Source organism: Acinetobacter bohemicus ANC 3994 (assembly GCF_000367925.1).
In the GTDB taxonomy this organism is placed as follows: Bacteria; Pseudomonadota; Gammaproteobacteria; order Pseudomonadales; family Moraxellaceae; genus Acinetobacter; species Acinetobacter bohemicus.
The window spans coordinates 114,284-139,898 of record NZ_KB849164.1 but is presented as its reverse complement, the minus strand read 5'-3'; the positions used below and the strand labels follow the sequence as shown (position 1 = coordinate 139,898).

The following is a 25,615-nucleotide window of genomic DNA, read 5'->3' as shown; positions in this document are numbered from 1 at the left end:
ATGTTTTCAGGACTTTTCTATACTTAAAACTCAACGATCTAAAGTCGATTCAAATGCTCTTAAACGCTTATAAATCGAAAGTAATTCAATAATCGTCGGCCAAGATTCAATTAAATATTGAAATGACTGACGGACATTACCAAATACATTTAGAATTTGCATCATTAGACCGAGCGTAATGGCCCCTGCGGCAATACTGGGAAACAGCACAAACAAACCGTACAAATTGTCCAATTGCATATACCAAATACGCACCATATTAAAATAGGCATAATGGAAATATAAACGGAAATAGTTAAAACGGACTTTACTAAATAATTCTTTTAAAGTGAGTGGATCAGCACGATCGGCATAATCTTCCCCATATACCAACTCTTTACGATATGCAGCTTCCACTTTTTGGTTATTGAACTCTAAGCCAGGTAACTTATAACCAACCAACATCAATATAACCGTACCCAGCACAGCCCAACTAATGGCTGCCCAAACCAAAGCATACGGAATCGTACCAATCACAGGTAATTGTTTCACATGCGAAGACAACTGTAATAGCACTGGTAAAAAGGCCATTAAAGTCATGACGGCTTGAATCAAACTAACCCCTAAACTTTCAGTGGTTTTGGCAAAGCGCATGGTATCTTCCTGAATACGCTGCGATGCCCCTTCAATATGCCGTAATTGCTCCCAATGTGCCGTGTAATAATCATTCATGGCTGTACGCCAACGAAAGATATAATGACTGACAAAGAATAGGTTAAACACGGCAATGGTGACATAAACCATAGCCACATACAGAAACGTCATTGTTTCACTATAAAGTAAATTGACATCACCGCCGCCACTCCCCAGCATCTTCTGAATCAAGTCGTAAAATGGACTGTACCAAGCATTGACCACCACATTGACTTGTACGGCAAACCAAATATTAAATAAAATAAAGGCCGATCCCCAGACTGACCAGCCTTGCCATGGATTACTGGATTTAAACCGCCAGAACAAAGCAAAAATAACCGTTGCGGTCAAAAACCACAGATAAAACCATAAAAATGAAGGTGCCCAAAAACGACTTACACCAATCGGCAATTCAGCATCGCTATAGCCTGATGCAAAGCCTAAAAATGTTCCCCAAGCACTGCCACCGGAATACCATAAACTGATATTAACGACAAACCACAGCAGCAGTGACAAAAAGAACCATTTCGGATTCGGAAAAAAAGATTTAAACATTCGGTTTGGAGATTCCTTTATTTTTCATTGGCAACTTCGTCCATCACTCAAAACCCTATAGGCTTTAAGACAAATGGCGATATCGGCTATTATTCTAGTCTTTTCATCTTTGTAGCAACTTATTCACTGTTTGTGAAATGTTTTTTCACGTGTCGCATTTTTTATCTAGCAGCATATCAAGCAATACAATGTATCTCTTTTAATTCACTGCTTGTTGGCTGCCTCTAGCGCTCAGCATATCCACATCTTCGGGGATAAAAAGCGCTCTTGATCGCATCCCAAAAAGCATCACAACCTTAAAAAACATAAATTTGACTATCCTTTTTCTGAAATTTAATTTACATTTCAAATCCAAATAGGCGATCTCTGCTCGTTTGTTACTATACTATTCGTCTTTAATTAAAAAGATCTTAAAAAAATAACATTCAAATTTAAGCATCTTAAAAAGGCTAAAAATCAAAATTATTTAGGGTCACGCGATGCAATAACATCATGCTATAAGCGGCATATTGCTTACCAAAACTTACGCTAATTTTTTTGATCTATATCTCAATGTTGGTAAAATTGGTTAAACAAGCAGCAAATCATGTTATTATTGCAACACATTCTGGCCACTGCTGGGGAAGCGATATGGAAAAAATCATTATTGAATTATTAAAACCAATCACGCTAAAAAAAGAAAATTGTCATCCTTTAATTTTTGAAGAAGGCACCGTTTTAAAAGTAATTATGCACACACCTAAAGGTTTATTGGTCTGTGATGATTCAAATTTTAATTTTACCGTTTCTTTAAATGATAAAAACAAAGTATGGCGTGAGCTATAAGCCCAATTAAACTGTAACAAGTATAAAGCGATATTGTATGATTTCGGTTTGAGTGCAATTTCTCCCCACTTTAAGTTGAAGTCATACAATGATGCAATTTATGACCCTAATTTAAACACTTTTCCAAAATGATAATTTCAACGGTGCTAAAGATTGAATATGATTGTTCAAGTGTTAAACTTTTTAGCCTTAGTTATTTAAATTCATAATGTTATTCGATACGCGGAAACGTCATCAGCAACTGTTCGAGGCAAAACTATTTTAAAAAAGTAAGGTTTCTGCGATGAATTGATTAATAAAAGGTATTTGACGAGTTTTGCGGATGACAAATGCCTTTGGTTACTTTGGGCTTATCCAAAGTAATAAATGAGCTCCAAATATTTGATTTTAAAAATATAAGACTCCGTTATGAATAATTAAGAACTTTATTTCTAAAACCATTAACTGACTGGCGTTACTTAAAACAACCCAGTTTTCAACTGAATATCGCTTAGATTATGCTTTCTTGCATCTTAAAAATGTAAAATCAAAGAATCAATTCAGCATTCAGTCGGTGAGCCCATTCTAATGCAAAAGCAGCTACGTGAAAAAATCATTCAAATCTGCAATGAAAAAATTGCAAAAAAAGGCAGCAATGTTGGACTGTCTTTTTATGCTTTTTTCGCCAATAAAAATGACAATCCTGAACTTCTGATGCAGGCCGCTGAATGGTGGATTAAAACGCATCAACTCGATCATTTTGAAAAGGCCATCAAGATCAAACAACTGATTGAAACAGAAAACTAAGCTTATGCTTTTTTAAGCAGCTCTTCAAAGCTTTGCATATGGGTAAAAACACCCGCTTTACGTTGGTATTGATCAATTTGTGGAACAAGCCGCTGAAAGTGTTCAGATTGGACATGTGCGTCTAAAGCAGCACGGTCAATCCACTCTTCAACAAAGACAAAATGTCCTTGATCTCGCAGATCATGATAAAGGTCATAAGCGATACAACCTTGCTCCAATTTGGTCTTGGCCACTAACTCTTGGTACAAAGGCAAAACTAAATCAATTTTATCGACTTGAATAAAATCTTCTGCGAGGAGTTTAAGCATATTGGTTCCATTATAAATCTAGGCTTAGTATTTAATTCATATCCTATATATTTAGACTTCAATACTAAGACTTCAATGTGCTCATAAAGCTCGTGACTGAGAACAACCAAATAAACAACACGAAACTACGTTCCTGCGTAAAGTGCGCGACATCTGTCCCATGTACAATATTATGACGGGTCATGGTCACGGTTGAACTGCTATCCATTTTATAAGCTTCTAATTCAGCAAAATAAATATTCAACTCGCAGGCAATTTTCGACTTATGCCACAAACTCTTTATTTCATGCCCCTTTAATCCGGGAACAATTTTATAGACATCCATAAACTTGGTATGGTTCTGCTTTAAGTAACCTTTGGCAATCAGCACATCGGTCAATAAACCTTCCAATTGCGCATATAAAAGCGGAATACAGCCTGCAAAACATTGCATTTCATACAGTTTAAAGATTTCTTGAATCACCAAACGACGTTGGGCTTTATGGTCTCCAATCTCAAGTGCATCAAAAGCTTGCAGTAATTCAGCTTGGAAATAGTCAGTTTGAATGACATCTAAAAGATTAAAATCGACATTGCTTTCATGCTGATTAATCAACGTCCAAATATGCACTAAATTCAAAGCATCATTGGCAACTTTACTGTCAACAGGTTGATCTAACTGATTCGCCAAAACATCAAAATAAGCCTCATGGGTTGCAAGTCCTTTTAACATTTGAATAAGGTGTTTATGTTCAGCAGCAGACATCGATTGTAGATATTGATCGGCATCTTTTAAAATGCTTTGCCCGAGTTGTTTACCCTTTTCATGTTGCGGAATTCGGGTCACTTCTTGTTGTTCAAAATCGTCAAAACTATCTTCGAAATCGGCATTGATCATGTGCTTGTAACTCATACGCTATCTCTTTAAGGCACTATTATCCCTGTTATTGCCAAGCGAATATAGAAGAAAATACGCTTTAACGGCTTTTGCCCTTCAAGACTTGAGGCTTTAGCAATCCATTCAATGCTTAGCTGCATCAATTCAATAGATTTCATACACACTAAACAGCAGTTTTTCCTTTTCAGAAATTGCCCAATAATGATGAGGTCGCACATCTTTGCCAACGAGCTTTTTAAACTGCCGATCCATACAAGCCCGCTCTACTATTTTAATCTGTTGCTCCGAACCATAAACAATAAAAGAGTCATGCACTTTATGATCATTATGCCCCTTTGACCATTCATTTGGCTGTACATAATGAATATTCGAATGCCAACTTTTCCAACGTTTTTTGATGGTCGGTTTGATACATTCAATTTGATGGCTTTGTGGTTGATTTTCTTGATTTCGATATTGAAGTAAAAATTCTTTTTTAGTCAGTGCGTCTAAAGGATAAACCACAACCCAATTGCCACTATCCCCTACATGCATCCGCTGATAAAAGAACACGGGTTCAGCCAAATATGGGAAAGTCTGATGGTCATAATTTTGGCTCTGTAGCAATCTTTCTGCATTTTTGTCGTCTCTTATATTTCCAAGCCAAATCGAAAATGCAAGATATAACATAATGATCACAGCCAGCAGCAATATAAACGTATAACCGAACAGCTTTAAAACCCCATCTAAAATTTTATGAGAAAGATCAGTGAACTGTTTGATGCTTTTTTTAGACAAGGTATTTCCTATTGATTTTTCTTTTTCAGTATCTTACTCAAATTGGCTATAAATACTCAATCAAGCAAATCAATTCCTACTGGCTCAAGCATCTTTTGAAAACATTTCACCTATTCCTTTGTGCATCTTGCTATTAACTCAGGTAAAATCATTGACCTTGCAACACTTTGCATAACGACGAACGAGAGAGTTATATCCGTGCGAAATATTTTAGTCACCAATGCCCTTCCTTACGCCAATGGTCCCATCCATATGGGTCACTTACTCGGTTATATCCAAGCTGATATTTGGGTTCGTGCCATGCGTGCAATGGGACATAACGTGACTTATGTATGTGCGGATGATGCTCACGGCACGGCAATCATGCTACGTGCCGAAGCGAACGGTATTACGCCTGAAGCGCAAATTGCCAATGTTCAAAAAGAACATATCCGTGATTTTGATGGTTTTGGCGTGCATTTCGACCATTACGATTCGACCAATAGCGATGAAAATAAAAATCGCTCGGAAGAAATTTATATTAAAAACCGTGAAGCAGGCAACATTGCAATCCGTCCTGTAAATCAGCTTTTTGATCCTGAAAAAGGCATGTTCTTATCAGATCGTTTCATTAAAGGCACCTGCCCAAAATGTAAAGCTGAAGATCAATACGGTGATGCCTGTGAAGTTTGCGGTACGACCTATAATGCAACAGAATTGTTAAATCCACGTTCAACTTTAAGTGGTGCGACACCTGTAGAAAAATCGTCAGATCATTACTTCTTTAAATTGCCAAATTTTGCTGAATATCTACAAAAATGGACCCGTGATGAAGGTCGCCTCCCTGTTTCAATTGCCAACAAACTAGATGAATGGTTTGAAAATGGCTTGAACGATTGGGATATTTCGCGTGATGCACCGTATTTTGGTTTTGAAATTCCTGATGCACCCAATAAATACTTCTATGTTTGGGTAGACGCGCCAATTGGTTATATGTCGAGTTTTGAAAACTACATTAAAGCCAAACGCCCTGAACTTAACTTTGACGATTACTGGAAAAAAGATTCCCAAAATGAGGTTTATCACTTCATTGGTAAAGACATCGTTTATTTCCACGCATTGTTCTGGCCTGCAATGCTTGAAGGTGCAAACTACCGCACGCCATCAGGCTTGTTCGTCAATGGTTTCTTGACTGTAAACGGTCAAAAAATGTCAAAATCACGTGGCACGTTTATTAAAGCTGAAACCTATTTAGAACATTTAAATCCTGAATATTTACGTTATTACTTTGCCTCCAAACTGTCTGATAAAGTTGAAGACTCTGACTTAAACTTAGATGATTTTGTGCAAAAAGTGAATTCAGACTTAGTCGGTAAAGTGGTCAACATTGCCAGCCGTTGTGCGAAGTTTATTAATACAAGTTTTGATAATAAGTTAAGTGCAACGTGTGCAGAACCAGAATTGGTACAAAGCTTTATTGATGCTGGTGATTCGATTGCACAAGCGTATGAAGCACGTGAATTCTCTGCTGCAATTCGTGAAATTATGGCGCTTGCAGACAAAGCAAACCAATATATTGATGAGAAAAAACCGTGGGCATTGGCGAAACAAGAAGGTCAAGAACAACAAGTTCATGATGTGTGTTCTGTCGGGATTAACTTGTTCCGTCAATTGGCCGTTTACTTGTCCCCTGTACTGCCAACTTTAGCAGCGCAAGTGCAAGACTTCTTAAAACTTGAAAACTTTGATTTTGCTTCAGGTAAAACGGTTCTAGTGAATCATGAAATTGCACAGTTCCAAGCTTTAATGCAGCGTGTTGACCCGAAAGCTGTTGCGGCTATGGTCGATGCGTCTAAAGACTCTTTAGCGGCTGCGGCTGAACCTGCAAAAGTTGAAAAGAAAAAAGAGAAGAAAGCTGCACCTGCGAAAGTTGAACCTAAAGTCGGCGAAGCAGAGATTATTGGTATTGAAGACTTTATGAAGGTTGACCTGCGTGTTGCTGAAGTTTTAGATGCAGCTCACGTTGAAGGCTCTGACAAATTACTTCAATTGACTTTAAATGTCGGTGAAGCTGAGCCACGTAATGTATTCAGTGGTATTCGTGAGTTTTATGCACCTGAAGACCTTAAAGGCAAATTGGTGGTGATGGTGGCTAACCTTGCACCACGTAAAATGCGTTTTGGTATTTCAAACGGTATGGTACTTGCGGCAGGCAATGGCGAAGGTGTTTGGGTGATTTCAGCTGAGTCTGGTGCTAAACCGGGTGATAAAGTGTCTTAAGGTTTAGATCTTAGATGAAAAAAGCCTCTACTTTTTAGGGGCTTTTTTATTGGATATTAGTTTCCCCTCATCCCTTGAAAAGCCGTGCTTCTCATCTCCCAAAGGGAGAACGACTCTTCATTAGATAAATTCTACAGTCCTTAATCACATGACCTGCGACATGGATGTCGCCCGTTCACTAGGGGCACAAGGATGTGCCCTCTAGTGAACAAAGGGGTTTTGTTACTTTTGCCCAGTCAAAAGTAAAGGAACTAAATAAGCAAACTATTCTGCCATTACTTTTTCATATCTATTTCGACAGGAGCTACAGAACTTACTTTGAAAACTAATTTCATCCCCGGTTAGACTAGATTCACACACATCACAAATCTGTTTTGCCTGATATTCACATGAAAAACAAAAACAACTTTCTATCGAGTAGGCATTCATCCAACAAGATGGACATGTACAAAATAATTCGTTTAATGAGTCTCCAAACATTGAATCCCTTCTCTGTTGATAGTCAACTTCTTGCTCTATAGCGGAGACGATCAATTCATGATAATCATTTTCTTGAAAGCAAAATAAACATCTATATCTAATTTGATCGGCATCAGCATTATTCTTTAAAGGTTTAATGAGATCAAATCTACATTCTGAACAATTAGACTGTTTGATAAGCTCTAAAATCTTAATGTTATAGTATGTATTTGAATCTAGATCATTAATACACTGTTTCCTTTCAATTTGATAAACCCTATCTACTTCTATTAAGATCGACCAAACTTCTTCACCAAAAAGTTCTATCGGATCTCGTTGTAAATATTTTCGAACAAAATCATTTATTACATTAAAGCTTGCTGCTACTAAGCCTAAAATTATCAAAGGATTTTCATCACTATATTTATGCTCAATATCATTTCTAATTTTTTGAATTTTTTCTAACTCACCCCATTCTATCAAAACCTGACTTTCATCTAATTTATCCTTGAGCTGTTTAAAATCTAATGTTTTTTTCTTTTCTTTTGATTTTAAAGCTATATAAATTAAATCTGGGTTAAGTGTGTATAGATAATATTTAAAAAGTAACAAAATCCCTGAAAATAGATTTCTTGTGCAGGAAATTAATCTTTTAGGATTTTCTTTAATTAACTCATAATCCTCTATTCCAAGCTGAATTGAGTCAATTGCATTTTGTAGTATTGTCATTCAAAAGTTACCATTTTAATTTTTTATAAAGTTCATCTAGTCACTATATGAAGCTTATGCTAGAACAAACATATCACCTGCAAACTTATAAGAATTCCTATGAAAAAACTGAAATCTAAACTCACCGCTCTAAGCTTAATAGCTACTGCATTTTCATCAGCCTTTGCCATTTCCCCGCCCGCCCCAATTCCACAACAAAAACAGGTTTCAGGTTATTACCAATATCAAGCTGGTGATGTACAAATCACCGCCCTGCTCGATGGTACCAATTTCATGTCTCCGAAGCTATTTCAAAACATTCCTGAAAAAGAAGTGCATGAAATTTTAAAGAAATACGCTGCCGACCAAGCTAAAGGTGTACAAACCTCGATAAATGCCTTTTTAGTCAATACAGGTCATTCACTGGTTTTGGTGGATAGCGGTGCTGCGAGCTGTTTTGGCGCACATTTAGGTTCAGTGTTAAGCAACTTAAAAGCATCAGGCTATCAACCAGAACAAGTCGATACCATTTTATTGACTCACTTGCACCCTGACCATGTCTGTGGCATTAGTCAAAATGGCGTGGCTAACTTTCCAAATGCAACAGTTTATGTATCCAATGATGAAGTAAACTATTGGCTAAACCCGAAACAAGTCGACAAACTCCCGAAAGAAAAGCAAGCAGGCTACTTAGGAACTGTAGAAAAAATTAAACAAGCTCTTGCACCCTATCAAGCCAAACAACGCTTCAAAACCTACAAATTGGGTGATCAAGTTCAGGGCTTTAAAGTCATTAATACCGCGGGGCATACACCGGGACATTTTAGCTATGAGCTAAAAACTAAGGATGAAACAGTCGTATTTATTGGCGATATTGTGCACTCACATACTGTGCAATTCGACAAACCTGAAACAGCAATTGATTATGATATAGACCCGAAAAAAGCGGTTGAAACACGTTTAAAACAATTCGCTGAATACGCAAGAGGTGGGCAAACCATTGCAGCGCCACACTTGCCATTCCCTGCGATTGGACATATTTATTCAGCAGATGGTAAGCGTTATCAATGGATTCCTGTGCATTTCAAAGATTAGTCTAAGACTCATACAATGTTATATGAGTTTAAAAATTATTTAAGATCAGCACAGCATTATTTAAAATTAAATCGCAATATTTTTATCCTTAAAATACCCCATAACCATCCCTCGACTGTTGTGGTTATGGGGCAAAAAAGTAAATTACTCTTTTAAATCCTCTAAAGTATCAACATAGTCAGCTTGATAACAATTGCGCCCAGATTGTTTGGCTTTATATAAATTCTGATCGACCAACTCTAAGAATTTCATTTGATCGCACTGCTCCGTTGGGACAATGGTTTTCACACCCATACTACAGGTGACAAATTCTGAAATTGTGGATGTACAATGCGTTAATTTGGCATTTTTTAAAGCCTGCATTAAGTTTTCAGCAACTTGAATAGCCGCTTCGGCATTGGTTTCTGGCAACACAACCGCAAATTCTTCACCACCAAAACGTGAAACCAAATCACGTGGACGACTACAGCAAGTCGACCATAATTGAGCAATCTCACGCAAACACTGATCACCGTTAATATGACCATGTCCATCGTTATATTGTTTAAAATAATCCAGATCAATTAAGAGGACTGACAACGGCTTTTGCAACCGCATGGCACTTTGCCATTCACGTGCAAAAAATTCATCAAATAAACGGCGATTCGCAATGCCAGTCAAACCATCTTTATAAGAAAACTCTTCCAACTGACGCTGTAATATTTCTAATTGCTCTTCTTGTTTTTTACGTTCGGAAATATCAAACATAAATCCTACTAAAGAATCCACTTCGCCATTTTCTGTACGGATCACATGAACCACATCTCGAATCCAAATATAGGATCCATCTGCTTTTAAAGCGCGATAATCTGCTTCATGGTCAATACCCGCAAGCGATTGTGCAACACAAAAATTAAATGTTTTTTCACGGTCCGACTCATGCATACGATCGACCCAATCTTGCACTGTTTTCCAAGATGCTTGTTGCCAACCCAACAATTTCTCAATTTGCGGACCAATATAATTGAACTGCTTACTTTCCCAGTCGATACTCCACGGAATAGCAAGGGTCGACTCAATTAAAGTTTTATAAACGACTTCGTTATATAACTGATTATTTTTAAATGGACTATTTGACATAGACTGACTCACTTTAATTTCAATCAGCACAGTTGCATAAGTCACTTTTACAGCATACACAACACTGATTTTACATTTTGAATATGCACCTCATCCCAATCAGCATAAGGCATCCTTACCTAAATCTGTACTATGACTCCCTGTAGCACAGTTAATTTTATAGCTCACACCCAAATCTATTTTTCAATCAAAAAAAATAAAAGTGAAGCTTGATTTGTCACTTAAAATTTTAAATTCCAACTGATAATGTAGGTTATAAATCACAATTGAGCTAGCTTTACAGCCATTTATTTACCTATAGTATAGAGGCAATTTTTCATGGGTTTCAAAAAAACATGGCTGTTCATTTTTTTCATACCTCAGACTGGCATTTAGGTCAGTTCTTCTACAATCACTCACGTCAGTATGAACATGAACAGTTTTTAACTTGGTTACTTGAACAAATTAAACAAAAACAACCGAATGCCTTGCTCATTGCAGGTGATATTTTTGATGTCATCAATCCTGCCTCTGCTGCCCAAAAGCAACTGTACCAATTTTTAGCCGATGCTCACGCGCTTGCACCGCATATGCAAACCCTGATGATTGCCGGAAATCATGATTCGGGTTATCGCATCGAGCAAGTTGAACCGTTACTGGAAAAATATAATGCCAAAACTGTTGGCGTAATTCGTTGGAATGAGGACAAAAGCTTAGATATCGAGCACTTACTGCAACCGATTTATGATGTAGATCAAAACATTGTCGCTTGGTGCTTAAGCCTGCCCTTTTTACGCAGTGCAGAAATTACCGGTTTTAATGAACACACCAGCAATAGTCAAAATGCCATTAGCTACCTACATCAGCAACTCATTAGCGAAGCCAAAAAGCGTAAAACCGATGATCAAGCGCTGATTTTAATGTCACATGCTCATATGCAAGGCGGTGAAACCTCTGACTCTGAACGCCCAATTATTATTGGGAATGAAGAAGCACTTTCAACCGCACTGTTTGATGAGGTGATTAATTATGTCGCGCTAGGACATTTGCATAAACCACAAAAAGTTCAGCATGCGCATATTCGTTATAGTGGCTCACCTATTCCTTTGTCTTTTAGTGAAATTAACTATAAACACCAAGTGGTTGAAGTCACCATTGACCCCACAAAGCCTGCTGAATCGCAGCTTCAGTTCGAAGCGCTACACATCCCGCGTAGTATTCAATTACACCGTATTCGTGGTGAGCTGAATGAAGTTTTTGCCCAACTCCAAGCCTTAGCAAGTGGCAAAATAGACAATATTGATCAACGTGAATATATCGATATTGAATATCATACCGATACCCCACCACGACCTAATTTAAGACAACAATTTGAAGATGTGTTGCCTAAAGAGCGCTATCGTCTGGTTAAAATTTCACGCCAATATAAAAATAATGACCAGCAAAATCATGCTACAAAAATTCAGCTTGAACCGCCAACGCCAGAAAAATTATTTGAACAAATTTGGCAAAACAAAGGCTATGCACAAGATGCTGCGGTACTCAAAGATTTTCAGACGTTGGTTCAAGAAGCGCGTCATTCACTTGAAGATAAAAACAGCATTTAAGGATCTGTCATGAAAATTTTATCAATACGTATAAAAAATCTGGCCTCTATTGCTGGCGAACATTTTATTGATTTTGAAAGTGAACCTTTAGCCAGTGCAGGCTTAATTGCCATTATTGGCAAAACAGGTGCCGGCAAATCGACGATTTTAGATGCCATGTGCCTTGCGCTATTTAATCAAGTCCCCCGCCTAAAAGGCAGTGATGGTAAATTGGTCGATGTCGATGGTTCAGAACTGCCTAGCAATTCCCCATTAACCGTACTGCGTCGCGGTACAGGACATGGCTTTGCGGAACTTTGTTTTGTCGCGCAGGATCAAAAACATTATCTGGCACGTTGGGAAATTAAACGTGCGCGTGAAAATGCAGCGGGTAAATTACAAAATGTGCAACGTTCTTTAACCTGTCTGACTGATGGCGTGGTGGTTGCCGATAAAACCAAAGCTGTCGAAACCCATATTCAACAGATTACTCAACTTAGCTTTGAACAATTTACCCGTGCAGTCCTGTTGGCTCAGTCCGAAGTCACTGCATTTTTAAAAGCACGTGACAATGAACGTGGTGCTTTACTTGAATATTTAACCAACTCCAACATCTTTGCCAAAATTGGTGAAATTGCATTTAGAAAAACAGCTGACATTGAAAAAGAACGCAAAAAACTCGAAGATGTTCTCGGTCATATTGACATTTTATCTGATGATGCAATTGCGGAACTGAATCAGCAATTTATAAATATCGATACCGAATATAAAAAATTAGAAACTGAAAAAAAGCTTTTAGAACAGCAACAACAATGGTTTGAACACAAGCAAAAGTTAGACACGGATATACACCTTCGTCAGCAACAACTTTTACTGCAACAACAGCAGTTTGAACAACTTGCACCACAGCGCATACAACTGAAACAGCTTGAAGCCTTTGCCTCTATTCGACCGAGTGTGATTCAACAACATAAAGTGCTCGCTGAATTAAATACGCTGCAACCACAAATTCAAAGCAGTGAACAACAATTCATTGTCATTGAACATGCTTTTCAGGCTGAAGAAAAACAGTTTCAACAGATTGATGAGCAATTCAAAACACAGCAAGCTTTTGAACAAACCCATCATCACGCCATTGAAAAAGTCAGAACCTGTATTCAAGAACGTGAATTTATTGGTCAGCAATTTAAAAAGGCACAAACGAGCTTGCAACAGCTCAACCAAGAGCAACAACCGCTATTACAACAACAAACTCAATTGCATACTGAGATAGAAAAACTCAAAAACCAACAACAAACGCAAACTGAACAACTGCATCAATCTGCACATTTCGTCAGTTTGGACGCGGGTCTCTCGGCACATTTGACCCAGCTACAACGTTTTATTCAGCAGTATCAGAATGTTGAACAGCAGTTTGGCCATATTGCCGCGGCGACAGCTGCTTTAAATGAAACACAGCAACAACTTCATGCACTACAACAGCAATTTGGTCATGAGGATCAAATCAGCAGCACACTTGCCGATCAGCGTCAAAATCGTGAGCACGCATTACAGCAAATACATCATATTGGTTTAATTCAAACTCAATTCAAACAATTCAGCCAAGTCTGTGTAGAGCGAGAAAAATTTAAAAGCTCGAACCATGAGTTGAGCCAAAAGCTTGAGCAAGCAACACAACAGCAACAACAGACTGAACAAAAATACCTAACGCAGAAGCAAGACCGTGAAAGCCTACAACGTGTATTGCAGCAACAACGCTTGTTACATACCGAGAGTATCGAAAAGCTGCGTCAACAATTGCTCGAAGGTGAGGCGTGTTTGGTCTGTGGCAGTACACAACATCCATTTAAGCAAGAGCATTCTGCCCTTTCGCAAGAACTTTTAAACTTACAACAACAGCAAGAGCAACAGGCGCTTCAACTTGAGAATCAATCTTTTGATGTCTGGCAAAAAGCACAACAGCTTTGCACCCAACAACATACGGCTTTAACGCAAAATACACTGCGTTTGAATGAGTTACAACAGCAAAGTACGCAACTCGAACAGCAACTCAAATCCGCTTTGGATAGCATGAAAATCTCACTCGATTTCAATCCAATGCATGAAAATACTGCGCAACAGTTGTTTCAGTTATCCGAAAAATATCAGCAAGACATTCAACAGCTTGATCACACTTTAGCGCAACTCAATCAAGCACAGAAAAATCAACGTGAGCAATTACAAACCATTCAACACATTCAGCAACATTTATCGACCATTCAACACGCTGAACAAAATATTCAACACCTGATTGATCTGCTTTCAGCCGAGCAAAAATACGCTTGGAAAACCCAGACCTCCAGCACAGCTACAAACATTGAACAGCAACTGATGCAACGCTTACAACTGCTGCAAACTGCGGATACGCTAAACAAACAACTGGATGAAAAAAATCAAGCACTCAAGCAAATTGAACAAAACATTTCCTTTAAAAATGAGCAAATTCAATCCACTACAACAGAAAAATCAGACTTTGAACGCCAAGGACAAAAGAATAAAGAATTGGCCATGACCCTTATTTTTGAGATGTCACAGATTCAGGTTGAAAAACCACATGAATGGCTAATTCAATATGATGAACAACGCAAAAATCTGCACATACAATTCAACCAAGCGCGGCAAAACATCGATCAATCGCGTCAACAGTTTGAACAACAGAAACGCCAACGTGATCAACTCAAAATACAGCTGACCCAACTTGAAATACAACAAACCGCCTCTGCACTTGAAATCCAACAATGGCTGAATCAGCATGCTGATTTTGATGCAATTTTGATTGAACAACTGCGTCAAATTCCCAATGAACAGCAACAACAGATTCGTTTAAATATTCAAACTGCCGAACGCAGCCTAAATGATGTGCAATCTGCGCTAAAAACCATTCAGGAACAACTGCAACAGCATGCCCTGCAACAGCCCAATATTGAATTTGAACAACTACAGACTCAAATGACACGCTTGGTCGAAAATCTGCAAGCGACCTTAGACATGCGAGATGGTTACAAACTCAAACTGGAAGTTCATCAACGGAATATCGACAAACAAAAGCAATTCGCAGATCAGATTCAAGCGATTCAACAGCAAGAACATCGTTGGGGCAAAATTTCTGGCTTAATTGGGGACGCTAAAGGCAAAGACTTCCGGGATTATGCCCAGCAATATAATTTAGATATTCTGCTCGAACATGCCAATCAACAATTGGTCATGCTTTCTCAGCGTTACACGTTAAAGCGCTTAGAAAACTCATTAAGCTTAGCCATTGTCGATCATGACATGGATGGTGAAACCCGTTCAGTCTCTTCCCTTTCAGGCGGTGAATCATTCCTGACTGCGCTTGCCTTATCGCTCGCCATTGCCAATATGGCATCGGGTTCCATGAAAATTGAATCGTTGTTTATCGATGAAGGTTTTGGAACGTTAGATGCCTCATCGCTCTACATGGTGATGAATGCCTTAGATCAACTGCAAAACCAAGGGCGTAAAGTTGTGCTGATCTCACATATTCAAGAAATGCATGAACGCATTCCTGTACAAATTCAGGTCAAACCATTGGGTGCAGGCGCAAGTACCATTCAAGTGGTCGGTTAAGCAAAAATAAACAAGGCTGTGTAAATACTCAGCCTTGTGGATGCTCTATTTTATGCTTGATTGGAATAATCTCGTGCACCGAAAAGTGCCGTACCAACACGTACCATAGTTGAACCTGCTGCAATGGCCTCAACCATATCTCCAGACATGCCCATACTTAAAGTATCCCAGTCTTCAGGCTGTACATGTTCCTGTTTAACCGCATCAAAAAGTTGCTTTGCATCTGCAAAAGCATGGGTGTTGTTGGGTGCTGGAATCACCATCAAACCACGCAGTTTTAAATGCGGCAATTGGCTAATCTTTTGCACCAACTCCGCCACTTCATTGGGCTGACATCCATCTTTGCTTTCTTGAGCATCAATATTAACTTGTAAACAAATATTCAATGGCACTTGATTGGCTTCGCGCTGCTTGGATAAACGCTCAGCAATCATTAAACGATCCACGCCATGTACCCATGCAAAACTTGCAGCCAAATGTTTGGTTTTATTGCGCTGAACATGCCCGATAAAATGCCACTCAATGGCTAAATCATTGAGCTTTTCAATCTTATCCAAAGCCTCTTGTAAATAATTTTCACCAAATGCGCGTTGCCCTGTTTGGTACATTTCACGTAAGCACTCACTTGGGTGAGTCTTTGAAACAGCCAATAACTGTACGGTTTCTGGCTCGCGCTGGGCTTGTTTACAGGCATCGGCAATATGCTGTAAAACTTGATTTCGTGATGCTTGAAGACTATTCATTGACGAGGTTCTCATTTCATTCAGCTTTTTTTCACTTTCCCTTAAAACTAACTGTTGGTTAAGCTCTGGGAAAGCCTTATTATTCTAACAAAATAAATAACATTTAAATGATCTCGGGGAAATTATGGACATTACTGAACTGCTGGCCTTTTCTGCTAAAAACGGGGCATCAGACTTACACTTATCAGCGGGTATGCCACCACTTATCCGTGTCGATGGTGAAGTTCGTCGCATCAATTTACCAGCTTTAGAACATAAAGAAGTACACAAATTGGTGTACGACATTATGAATGATAAACAGCGCCGCGATTTTGAAGAAAAACTTGAAACTGACTTTTCTTTTGAAGTACCGGGTGTGGCTCGTTTCCGTGTCAACGCATTCAACCAAAACCGCGGTGCAGGTGCCGTATTCCGTACCATTCCATCAAAAGTTTTAACCATTGAAGACTTGGGCATGGGGCAAATTTTCAAAGATATTTGTAATTTCCCACGTGGTATTGTTTTGGTTACAGGGCCAACGGGTTCGGGTAAATCAACCACTCTTGCCGCAATGGTCGATTATATTAACGATCAGCGTTATGACCATATTTTAACCGTCGAAGACCCAATCGAATTTGTCCACGAATCGAAAAAATGTTTGGTCAACCAACGTGAAGTGCATCGTGACACGCATGGCTTTAACGAAGCACTCCGCTCAGCCCTGCGTGAAGACCCTGATATTATTCTGGTCGGTGAGATGCGTGACCTTGAAACCATTCGTTTGGCGCTGACTGCTGCGGAAACAGGTCACTTAGTCTTTGGTACGCTACATACCACGTCTGCGGCAAAAACCATTGACCGTGTGATTGACGTATTCCCTGCTGAAGAAAAAGACATGGTTCGTGCCATGCTTTCTGAATCATTACAGGCCGTTATTTCTCAAACACTACTGAAAAAAAATGGCGGTGGTCGTGTTGCAGCGCATGAAATCATGATTGGTATTCCGGCTATTCGAAACCTGATCCGTGAAAACAAAGTCGCTCAAATGTATTCTGCCATTCAAACCGGTGCCAACTACGGCATGACCACACTGGATCAAAGCCTAAAAACTTTAGTTTCTAAAGGCATTATCAGCCCGCAAACGGCACGTACTATGGCGAAACAACCAGAAGCATTCTTATAAGTTTAAATGGATTTAGGATCTTATTATGGATTTTAACGACTTACTGAATTTGATGATCCAACAAAAAGCATCAGACTTGTTTATTACGGCTGATGTTGAACCATCAATGAAAATTAATGGTCAAATTTTACCCATTGCCAAAACCAAGCTAACGGGTGAAATTACCGGGCAACTTTTAAACTCCATCATGAGCGAGAAACAGCGCAAGGAATTTGCTGAAACGCGTGAATGTAACTTTGCCATCAGTAACCGTGACAAAACTGCGCGTTTTCGTGTCAGTGCATTTCAACAACGTGATCAACCCGGTATGGTGTTACGTCGTATCGAAACTGTTATTCCGACCATGGATGAGCTGAAGTTACCGCCAATTTTAAAAGAATTGGCGATGACTAAACGTGGCATCATTATTTTCGTGGGTGCAACCGGTACGGGTAAATCAACCTCTTTAGCCTCGATTATTGGTTATCGTAACCATAATTCTAAAGGTCATATCATTACCATTGAAGACCCGATTGAATTTATCCACCAACATGCAGGTTGTATCATCACCCAGCGTGAAGTGGGTATTGACACCGACTCATTTGAAGTCGCTTTAAAGAACACCTTACGTCAAGCACCCGATGTGATTTTGATTGGTGAGATTCGCTCGCGTGAAACCATGGACTACGCGATTGCCTTTGCTGAAACGGGGCATTTGGTGTTTGCAACCCTACACGCCAACAATGCCAATCAAGCGATTGACCGTATTATTCACTTCTTTGATGCAGACCGTCATAACCAGTTGTTTATGGACTTATCGCTTAATTTAAGAGCCATGGTGGCCCAGCAACTGATTCCAAGTGTTGATGGTAAATCACGTCGTGCCGCGATTGAAATTTTAATCAATTCACCATTAATTTCTGACTTGATTCGTAAAGGTGAAGTACATGAAATTAAAGAATTAATGAAGCGTTCACGTGAACTTGGCATGCAAACTTTTGACCAAGCTTTGTTTGACCTGTATAAAGCCAAACAAATCACCTATAAAGATGCATTGAAACACGCCGACTCACCCAACGACCTTCGTCTACAAATTAAATTGTCTGAAGAAGGCGCTGAGCGTTTAATGCATGCAAATTCGAATATCACCTTCGATGGGCAAGCTTAAAAGTAAAAAAAACAGGCTTCAAATGAAGCCTGTTTTTTAACTGATTTTACCCAGTATTATTTTTTACGGTATGCGTCTTGGCATTCTTGTGAATCACAGTAACCATAAAGGTTTAACGAGTGACCCGTTAAAGTGAAACCGTATTTCTCAGCCACTTCATGCTGTTGATGTTCAATCACATCATTGGTGAATTCAACCACTTTGTTACAGTTTTGACAAACAATATGATCATGGTGATCTTCTTGCATAATTTCAAAAACTGAATGGTTATTTTCAAAATGATGACGTTGGATAATACCCGCAGCTTCAAATTGTGTTAACACTCGATACACAGTTGCTAAACCGACATCTTCGCCCTGTTCGAGTAAAGTTTTATAAATGTCTTCTGCGCTTAAATGGTGTTGTCTTGAATTTTCTAATAATTCCAATATTTTAATTCGTGGAAGCGTAACTTTAAGGCCAGCTTTGCGTAAATCTTGATTTGAAATAGGCATGTAAAAAGGTCTCTCAACAAATTTAAAGTTGGAATATGCAACAAAGTTTAGATGCAGTATGATCTATCCGTGGATCAAATGCATCATAATTAATTTGGGATAGTGTAGCAAAATGCAAAAAATCATGTTGACGTTGTTCGTCACTTCACTGCTCGCAGGCTGTTCGACCTTGGGCGTTTATAAAGTTGATATTCCTCAGGGAACACCCTTAACTCAAGCACAAGCTTCAAAAATCCAAGTCGGTATGAGCCACCAACAAGTTCGCTTTTTGCTCGGTAGCCCTACAGTATCAGATCCAATGAATCCTTTACGTTGGGACTACATCTACAACTATATACCAGGGACGTATGCTAAAAAAGCCAAAATCCCAGCAGCACACGGTCAACACTTAAGAATTTACTTCGATCAAACCGGTACGGTACAGAAGATTGAAGGCTTGGAAACAATCCCAGAATCTCAACCCGGCTTACCAGGATCAAAAGAAGCGATTCTAAATGCGCCTCCACTATAGACGCTTTAAAATAAAAATAAACCCCTCAATGAGGGGTTTTTCTTATCACTTCAATTGTTTAAAGCGATTTCCGCGGCAATAACGTCCGACTGGATTTTCTGCAGCACGTTTTCGACGAATATCCTGTGGATTAATGGTCAGTGCTCGATAAATTTCGACCCGATCGCCGACCTGTAATCTTTGATCTGGATCTTGCAATCGCACCCCAAAGATTCCCAATGCAAGTGGTTCAGGTAAATTCGTCTGCGCCCGTATCCCACTTTGCTCAATTGCGTCTAATGCGGTCATGCCCTGTTGAAAAGGAACAGCGATCAGAAATTGCCGATCTTGGGCCGCGTATGCCACCCAAACTTGTTGTATCTCACTCATTAGAGCAATTGTCCAATAATCGAGATGATCGCCAAGATAATCGCTACAGGCAGTACCACACGCACCGCAATACGCCACAGGTTATAAAATAGCTCATTACTGAAGTTCATCGACTTACGTAGATGACTAATTTTCATGATCCATCCTGCAAAAACAGCATAGATTAAACAAATGACCAAGCCCCAAAGCATGAGAAGTGTATTAAAAATGGGACTGATTGCAGGAATGGCCCAAATAAATACCGCAGCCAATATCACCAGCCATTGAATCGCGATATTTAATTGACGTTGTAAGAGTTGCTCACGTGCCATATTCAGTAATAATGCCGATACACTCACCACAGCAACGACAAAAGTAAAACTTGGAATTGCAGCATTTGCGGCAAAAAAAGCAAATGCAATCACGGCAAATAATTGCGCAATCCAGATGGGTAATGCGGTTTGAGTGGCAGCATCTTGTTGTTTAAGTGCAGGCAAACTACTTTGCCAATACAAGCCCATTCCAAGTCCACTGGCAACCAATGCTAAGACTGTAGCTCCGCCCCATTCACTAAATGCCACAGCGGTCACATGCCAAGCAGGTAATGCAGTTCCCAAAATATTGGCGAGGATGAGAGAAGCCAACACCGCAACAACACTTAACCCAACAATAATCTTTCGAGGTGCAAAGGAAAGTGCAAATGCAACAATGGCCAAGCCCACGAACAATAAATTTGGTGCAATCCCATTGAAGGCAAAATGCCCCAATAATTGACTGGCGTTAGACAGCATACCGCCTGCTAAAAAAGGGATAAAAACAACGGCCAGCCAACCGACTAAACGCCATTTTTGAGAAGCATCCGCATCACGCGTTAAACTGGATAATGCATTTAGAGCCGTGGTTTTTGAACGCTTGGCTAAGGCAATTTCTAAATAACAGATAGGTAACGCTAAAATAAGCATTGTCCCTAACCATAACAACCAAAAATCAAGTTGACGATCAACCTGAATTCCGACAATTGGTGCTAACGTGGCAATGATGATAAAAGATAAACAAAATGCCATCAGCGGCGATAACCATCGTGACATAGCATTGTCCTGCATGATGCGTTCCTAAAAAAAGTCTTCCGCTATTTTGCCTTTGTCATGGGGGAAAATCAAAAAGAAAAAGCAAACCATTATTGCTAATGATTTGCAGCGCAAAATTATAATCACTTTTAATTATTGTTAGCTCTGTTCTCTTTTTATGAAAAGAAACGAGAAAACCAGTTTTTACCTTTTTTCTGTTCTTTTTCTTTAATGATCCCCATCATATTTTCTTTCACAGCGCCGACATAATCGGCATCATCGTGCTGAATATGGTTAATCAACCATTTTGACAGCACTTCATGTAATTCGCCTTCAATCGCCTGTCCCATTTCAAAACGGTCACGATAAGATTCAATTTTTTTAATAAATAAATCATGTACACGTTTATGCGGTACGCGATATTTATAACCAGCCTCTTCTTGCAAAGACTCTTCAAAGGTAAAATGTGATTGCGTATAATCAATGATATTATCAAGAATTTGTTTAATACGTTCACGATTCGTATGATGAGAAAAATCATCAATCTCATTGATATAATCAAGAATTCGTTTGTGTTGATCGTCAATCACATCGATACCAGTATTATATTCTGGAACCCATTTCATTTTCATTACGACCACCTATAAAATATATACGACTAATCACATAAATATATAATATATTGATTTTAAACAAATAAAAATAAACCAAAATGGTTGGTTTTAAATATTAAGTTCTCAAAAAACGATAAACACATGATATATATTGCTTTTATAATTAATACCAATCAAAAAGATCAAGTATTTTTTAACCAATATCGCCCTGAATAATCCAATAAAAACTAGGATTATTATTGAATAAACAACAATATTGATTAAATCATATAAACAAAAAAATAATCAATTTAAATATACTTTTAAAAATAAAAGAATATAAAGCTCTTATATTTTAAGCAAAATAATTTTTTAAATATTTTACTCATTAAAAAAGCGATAAAGAGATTAAATCAGTATCGCCACAAATATATACCGATTAATTTTATGCTCTAATATTGATCTGCTTTGGTTATACGTTTTAATGCTGGATTTAATTTTTCACGTTCTAAACGCTCAACATGGGTTTGCTGCTTCAAAATTGGCTGTCCATACTGAAATAAAATCATCTCTCCAGGTTCAAACGCAGTCCATTTTTCATTTTGGGTTAAAGGCTCGGTGGTAATCACCGCGACCCTATCCTCAGGTGTAGTGACTTGACTAAAATCGACTTCGACATCGAGATCAATCAATTGCGCAGGTTTAAATGGATACTCTCGGACCAACCAATGCAATTTTGTAATTGCATAGGTAAATAAGGCCTGACCATTGGACAAACAAAAATTAAAAGTACCGTGCTCTGCTATTTTCGGCGAGACTTCCGCCAACAAAGCAAAAATTTGCTCAAGTTTCGGTTCATGATAACCAAACTTATTAACCAATTGATCGAGTAAAAAACAGAAAGCACGTTCACTGTCGGTATTGCCAACGGGCGTGAAACGTCCTGATAAAGCGGGATTAAAACCATGCAAATCGCCATTGTGGGCAAAAATCCATTGCCTTCCCCAAAGTTCACGGCTAAATGGATGCGAATTTTCTAGGCTAATTTTGCCTTGTGTTGCTTTGCGGATATGTGCAATTACATTACGCGACTTAATCGGATAATTACGGACCAGCTCCGCAATCGGAGATTCAACTGCCGATTGATTATCGACAAAAAGTCGACAGGCCTTGTCTTCAAAAAAGGCAATACCAAAACCATCACAATGGTCTGAGGTAATACCCGCACGTTGAGAAAAACCACGAAATGAGAAAGTTACATCTGTTGGCGTAGCACAATTCATTCCGAGCAACTGGCACATAGTCTTAATCAAACGGTAAATATATGATTTTTCTATTTTGCATGACTCGAGATAGGGTTGCAAATCTCAATTTAGAATACCCATAACTATTTTATGTATTAATTCAATAATCAGCGTCACATATGCAGCTTTATTTCAGGACAGAATACTCTAGGTAAATAAAAAGCCTCATAAAGAGGCTTTTTAATCATTCATTTATTGCTTGGCACGATTGGTGATTAAAGTCCCTACACCATGATCGGTAAAAATCTCAAGCAAAGTTGCATGAGGGACACGACCATCAACAATGTGCGCACTTACCACACCACCTTTCACCGCATCAAGCGCACATCCCACTTTAGGAATCATGCCACCGTAAATCACACCCGTTTCAATCAAGCGATCAACTTCTTGCGTGGTTAAGCCAGTGAGCAGGTTTTTATTCTCATCCAGCACACCCGTGATATTGGTCAATAGAATCAGTTTTTCCGCACCCAGGGCTTCTGCAACTTTACCGGCAACCAAATCTGCATTGATGTTATAGGTATTTCCCTCATCATCCACGCCTAGGGGTGCAATCACAGGGATAAAGTCGCTATTGGTAAACATTTCTAAAACATCAGTTTTAACACCAACCACTTCACCGACCAAACCAAGATCAATTTGTTGTACCGTGCCATCTTCAGCAATTTTTTCCATCAACAGTTTTTGTGCACGAAGTAAATTACCATCTTTACCGGTTAAACCAATCGCACGACCACCATGTTGATTAATCAGGTTCACGATCGATTTATTAACGCTACCACCCAAAACCATTTCAACCACTTCCATGGTCGCGGAATCAGTTACGCGCATGCCATCAATACGATCCGATTCACGACCCAGTTGTTTTAAAAAGGAATCGACCTGTGGACCACCACCATGCACCACAATGGGATTTAAACCCACAGTCTTGAGCAAGACAATGTCACGGGCAAAAGAGCTTTCAAGCTCTGGATCGGTCATTGCGTTGCCACCATATTTCACTACCAGCGTCTTACCTGCAAAACGTTGAATGTACGGCAAAGCTTCAGTCAAAATTTGTGCTTTGCCGATGCCAGTGTGTTGATGTGGCATTCGCCTCTCCTTATTGAGCATCTAAAATGTCTTGTGCGATTTTCGGATATCGGTCACTTAACATGGAAACAAATGTATCTCGAATAGCGTTTAATCTTACAGGATTGTCTGCATCAAAGCGCACTGTAAAATATTCACCGGTATTCGATGCTCGAATAATGCCAAAACCATCTTCAAAATCAAGTCGTATACCATCAATTTTACTTAATTGTGCGCCAAAATCATGACTTTTAAGCTCAACATCATGCAATACAGCAGCAGGTACTTCACTATGGGTACTAATATAGGTATCTTCGGTACAATAGCGTTCTGGATAAATTTTTAATGCCTTTGATAAGCTTAAATCAGGGTGTTGACTCAAGTACTCAAGCACACGTAAACCGGCATATAAGCCATCATCATAACCAAAACCACGGCCGTCATTAAACACATAATGACCCGAGTATTCTCCGCCAAAAATGGCATGACCCTTGGACTGCGCGATGTAAGTTCGTAAAAAAGAACTTCCCGTACGAATCATTTTTGCCTGTCCGCCCAAGCGACAAACCGTGTTTTTCACCATCGTCGAACATTTCACATCAAAGACAACTTCATGCCCCGGATGTGTTTTCAAACATATTTCAGCAAATAAAGACATTAAGCGATCTGCTGAAATAATGGTTCCACATTCATCAATCAAAACTAAACGGTCGCCATCGCCATCGAGTGCAATCCCAATATCGGCCTGTTGCTCAAGCACCGTTTTTCTTAATTCAACCAGATGCTTTTCTTGAGATGGATCTGGTGCATGATCTGGAAAATGACCATCCGCATTACAACGGATTGCAATGACGTCACAGCCTATTTTTTTTAACACCAAAGCCGCACAGCGCCCAGCTGAACCATTTAATCCATCGAGCACCACTTTAAATGGGCGTTTTAACTGGATATCTTGCAACAACGCATGTTGATACTCGATACAATATTGAATGACAATTTCATGTTGCACAGGCTTGATGGTTATTTTTTGCGTTGGATCAAAAACATGCGTCGCACTAATCGCAACGTCTTGGATCATGTCTGGACTCGGTGGTTCATGCTGAATAATCCACTTAATCCCATTATCCCCTTTCGGGTTATGACTTGCGGTCAGCATAATCCCATTACCGTCAAATTGACGGGCAATAAAATATAATAATGGTGTCGAACAACAGCCTAAAATGGTTGTCTGAATCTGATTTTCTTCACACACCTGCCGGATGATTTCTGCATATGCAGGACTGGTTAAACGTGCATCATAACCAATTGCAAGTTGAGTCTGCCCTGCCGCCTGATATTGAGCAACCAACCCATAAGCAATCGCTTGCACAAGTTCTGGTGTCAAAAGAGCGATGTTTCCACGAATATCATAGGCACGAAAAATTTGTGACGGAAATTTTTTATTTTTAAAATTCATAATTATTTCTTCCACTTACTGTAGCCCATAAAATAAATAAAATATGGAATGCTTTATTTAGGTCAAAATTCACAAGCAGTAAATCAT

Annotated in this window: 24 protein-coding genes; 9 read left to right on the top strand and 15 right to left on the bottom strand. The window is 39.0% G+C overall.

All coding sequences use genetic code 11. From position 1 onward, the window contains the following. Positions 1-30 precede the first annotated feature (30 nt). Positions 31-1,227, bottom strand: a complete 1,197-nt coding sequence (gene sbmA, locus F994_RS00690; protein WP_004648063.1) for a peptide antibiotic transporter SbmA — start codon at positions 1,225-1,227, stop codon at positions 31-33. Between the two features lie 630 nt (positions 1,228-1,857). Between sbmA and F994_RS00685 the strand changes: the two genes are divergently transcribed. Beyond that, on the top strand, positions 1,858-2,052 hold the full coding sequence (locus tag F994_RS00685; protein ID WP_034696588.1) for a hypothetical protein: 195 nt from the start codon (positions 1,858-1,860) through the stop codon (positions 2,050-2,052). 567 nt (positions 2,053-2,619) lie between these two features. Continuing rightward, positions 2,620-2,838 carry a DUF6500 family protein gene (locus F994_RS00680; protein ID WP_004648061.1) on the top strand — a complete coding sequence of 73 codons (219 nt, stop codon included), beginning with the start codon at positions 2,620-2,622 and terminating at the stop codon, positions 2,836-2,838. Between the two features lie 2 nt (positions 2,839-2,840). On the opposite strand, the gene F994_RS00675 is transcribed toward F994_RS00680, so the two are convergent. The 4 genes from F994_RS00675 to F994_RS00665 all read right to left on the bottom strand — a co-directional run bounded on the left by F994_RS00675 (position 2,841) and on the right by F994_RS00665 (position 4,800). Further along, entirely contained in the window at positions 2,841-3,146 is a 306-nt protein-coding gene (locus F994_RS00675; protein ID WP_004648060.1) for a putative quinol monooxygenase, read from the bottom strand. A gap of 64 nt (positions 3,147-3,210) precedes the next feature. Next, the gene (locus F994_RS00670) at positions 3,211-4,038 is read right to left on the bottom strand and encodes a hypothetical protein (protein ID WP_407636528.1); all 828 of its coding nucleotides are present in this window, start codon (positions 4,036-4,038) and stop codon (positions 3,211-3,213) included. 11 nt (positions 4,039-4,049) lie between these two features. Continuing rightward, entirely contained in the window at positions 4,050-4,181 is a 132-nt protein-coding gene (locus F994_RS17920; RefSeq protein ID WP_265586610.1) for a hypothetical protein, read from the bottom strand. Next, positions 4,168-4,800 (bottom strand): hypothetical protein, encoded by a 633-nt coding sequence (locus F994_RS00665; protein ID WP_004648058.1) that lies wholly within the window; start codon positions 4,798-4,800, stop codon positions 4,168-4,170. Before F994_RS00665 ends, F994_RS17920 begins: the two co-directional genes overlap by 14 nt. A gap of 198 nt (positions 4,801-4,998) precedes the next feature. Between F994_RS00665 and metG the strand changes: the two genes are divergently transcribed. Then, positions 4,999-7,059, top strand: a complete 2,061-nt coding sequence (metG, locus tag F994_RS00660; RefSeq protein WP_004648057.1) for a methionine--tRNA ligase — start codon at positions 4,999-5,001, stop codon at positions 7,057-7,059. Between the two features lie 264 nt (positions 7,060-7,323). On the opposite strand, the gene F994_RS00655 is transcribed toward metG, so the two are convergent. Next, entirely contained in the window at positions 7,324-8,247 is a 924-nt protein-coding gene (locus tag F994_RS00655; RefSeq protein WP_004648056.1) for a hypothetical protein, read from the bottom strand. A 99-nt stretch (positions 8,248-8,346) separates the two neighbouring features. Between F994_RS00655 and F994_RS00650 the strand changes: the two genes are divergently transcribed. Continuing rightward, positions 8,347-9,321 (top strand): MBL fold metallo-hydrolase, encoded by a 975-nt coding sequence (locus tag F994_RS00650; protein ID WP_004648055.1) that lies wholly within the window; start codon positions 8,347-8,349, stop codon positions 9,319-9,321. 144 nt (positions 9,322-9,465) lie between these two features. Here the strand turns inward: F994_RS00650 and F994_RS00645 are convergent, their stop codons facing one another. Continuing rightward, positions 9,466-10,440, bottom strand: coding sequence for a diguanylate cyclase (locus tag F994_RS00645; protein ID WP_034696584.1), 975 nt, complete (start codon positions 10,438-10,440; stop codon positions 9,466-9,468). Positions 10,441-10,775: 335 nt separating this feature from the next. Here F994_RS00645 and F994_RS00640 point away from each other — a divergent pair, with 335 nt between their 5' ends. Next, positions 10,776-12,026 carry an exonuclease SbcCD subunit D C-terminal domain-containing protein gene (locus tag F994_RS00640; RefSeq protein WP_004648052.1) on the top strand — a complete coding sequence of 417 codons (1,251 nt, stop codon included), beginning with the start codon at positions 10,776-10,778 and terminating at the stop codon, positions 12,024-12,026. Between the two features lie 9 nt (positions 12,027-12,035). Then, entirely contained in the window at positions 12,036-15,632 is a 3,597-nt protein-coding gene (locus F994_RS00635; protein ID WP_004648051.1) for an SbcC/MukB-like Walker B domain-containing protein, read from the top strand. A 50-nt stretch (positions 15,633-15,682) separates the two neighbouring features. Here the strand turns inward: F994_RS00635 and F994_RS00630 are convergent, their stop codons facing one another. Next, on the bottom strand, positions 15,683-16,375 hold the full coding sequence (locus F994_RS00630) for a YggS family pyridoxal phosphate-dependent enzyme (RefSeq protein WP_004648050.1): 693 nt from the start codon (positions 16,373-16,375) through the stop codon (positions 15,683-15,685). A 124-nt stretch (positions 16,376-16,499) separates the two neighbouring features. On the opposite strand from F994_RS00630, the gene F994_RS00625 reads away from it, so the two are divergent. Then, positions 16,500-17,537 (top strand): type IV pilus twitching motility protein PilT, encoded by a 1,038-nt coding sequence (locus F994_RS00625; protein WP_004648049.1) that lies wholly within the window; start codon positions 16,500-16,502, stop codon positions 17,535-17,537. Between the two features lie 25 nt (positions 17,538-17,562). Further along, positions 17,563-18,684 carry a PilT/PilU family type 4a pilus ATPase gene (locus tag F994_RS00620; RefSeq protein ID WP_004648048.1) on the top strand — a complete coding sequence of 374 codons (1,122 nt, stop codon included), beginning with the start codon at positions 17,563-17,565 and terminating at the stop codon, positions 18,682-18,684. A 56-nt stretch (positions 18,685-18,740) separates the two neighbouring features. Here F994_RS00620 and fur read toward each other — a convergent pair whose 3' ends face one another. Further along, positions 18,741-19,178, bottom strand: coding sequence for a ferric iron uptake transcriptional regulator (gene fur / locus F994_RS00615; RefSeq protein ID WP_004648046.1), 438 nt, complete (start codon positions 19,176-19,178; stop codon positions 18,741-18,743). Positions 19,179-19,290: 112 nt separating this feature from the next. Here fur and F994_RS00610 point away from each other — a divergent pair, with 112 nt between their 5' ends. Further along, positions 19,291-19,689 carry an outer membrane protein assembly factor BamE gene (locus F994_RS00610; RefSeq protein ID WP_004648045.1) on the top strand — a complete coding sequence of 133 codons (399 nt, stop codon included), beginning with the start codon at positions 19,291-19,293 and terminating at the stop codon, positions 19,687-19,689. A gap of 45 nt (positions 19,690-19,734) precedes the next feature. On the opposite strand, the gene F994_RS00605 is transcribed toward F994_RS00610, so the two are convergent. The 6 genes from F994_RS00605 to F994_RS00580 form a co-directional block, all read right to left on the bottom strand. Beyond that, positions 19,735-20,058 (bottom strand): RnfH family protein, encoded by a 324-nt coding sequence (locus F994_RS00605; RefSeq protein WP_004648044.1) that lies wholly within the window; start codon positions 20,056-20,058, stop codon positions 19,735-19,737. Continuing rightward, the gene (locus tag F994_RS00600; protein ID WP_004648043.1) at positions 20,058-21,140 is read right to left on the bottom strand and encodes a hypothetical protein; all 1,083 of its coding nucleotides are present in this window, start codon (positions 21,138-21,140) and stop codon (positions 20,058-20,060) included. The genes F994_RS00605 and F994_RS00600 overlap by 1 nt, the downstream gene beginning before the upstream one ends. A gap of 140 nt (positions 21,141-21,280) precedes the next feature. Beyond that, a complete protein-coding gene (locus tag F994_RS00595) occupies positions 21,281-21,736 on the bottom strand; it encodes a bacteriohemerythrin (protein ID WP_004648042.1) in 456 nt (151 codons plus the stop codon). Between the two features lie 413 nt (positions 21,737-22,149). Next, complete coding sequence (locus tag F994_RS00590) at positions 22,150-22,998, bottom strand: class II glutamine amidotransferase (protein ID WP_004648040.1); 849 nt, start codon at positions 22,996-22,998, stop codon at positions 22,150-22,152. Between the two features lie 195 nt (positions 22,999-23,193). Then, positions 23,194-24,093, bottom strand: a complete 900-nt coding sequence (gene argB / locus F994_RS00585) for an acetylglutamate kinase (RefSeq protein WP_004648039.1) — start codon at positions 24,091-24,093, stop codon at positions 23,194-23,196. Between the two features lie 10 nt (positions 24,094-24,103). Then, positions 24,104-25,528, bottom strand: a complete 1,425-nt coding sequence (locus F994_RS00580) for a phosphomannomutase/phosphoglucomutase (protein WP_004648038.1) — start codon at positions 25,526-25,528, stop codon at positions 24,104-24,106. Positions 25,529-25,615 lie beyond the last annotated feature (87 nt).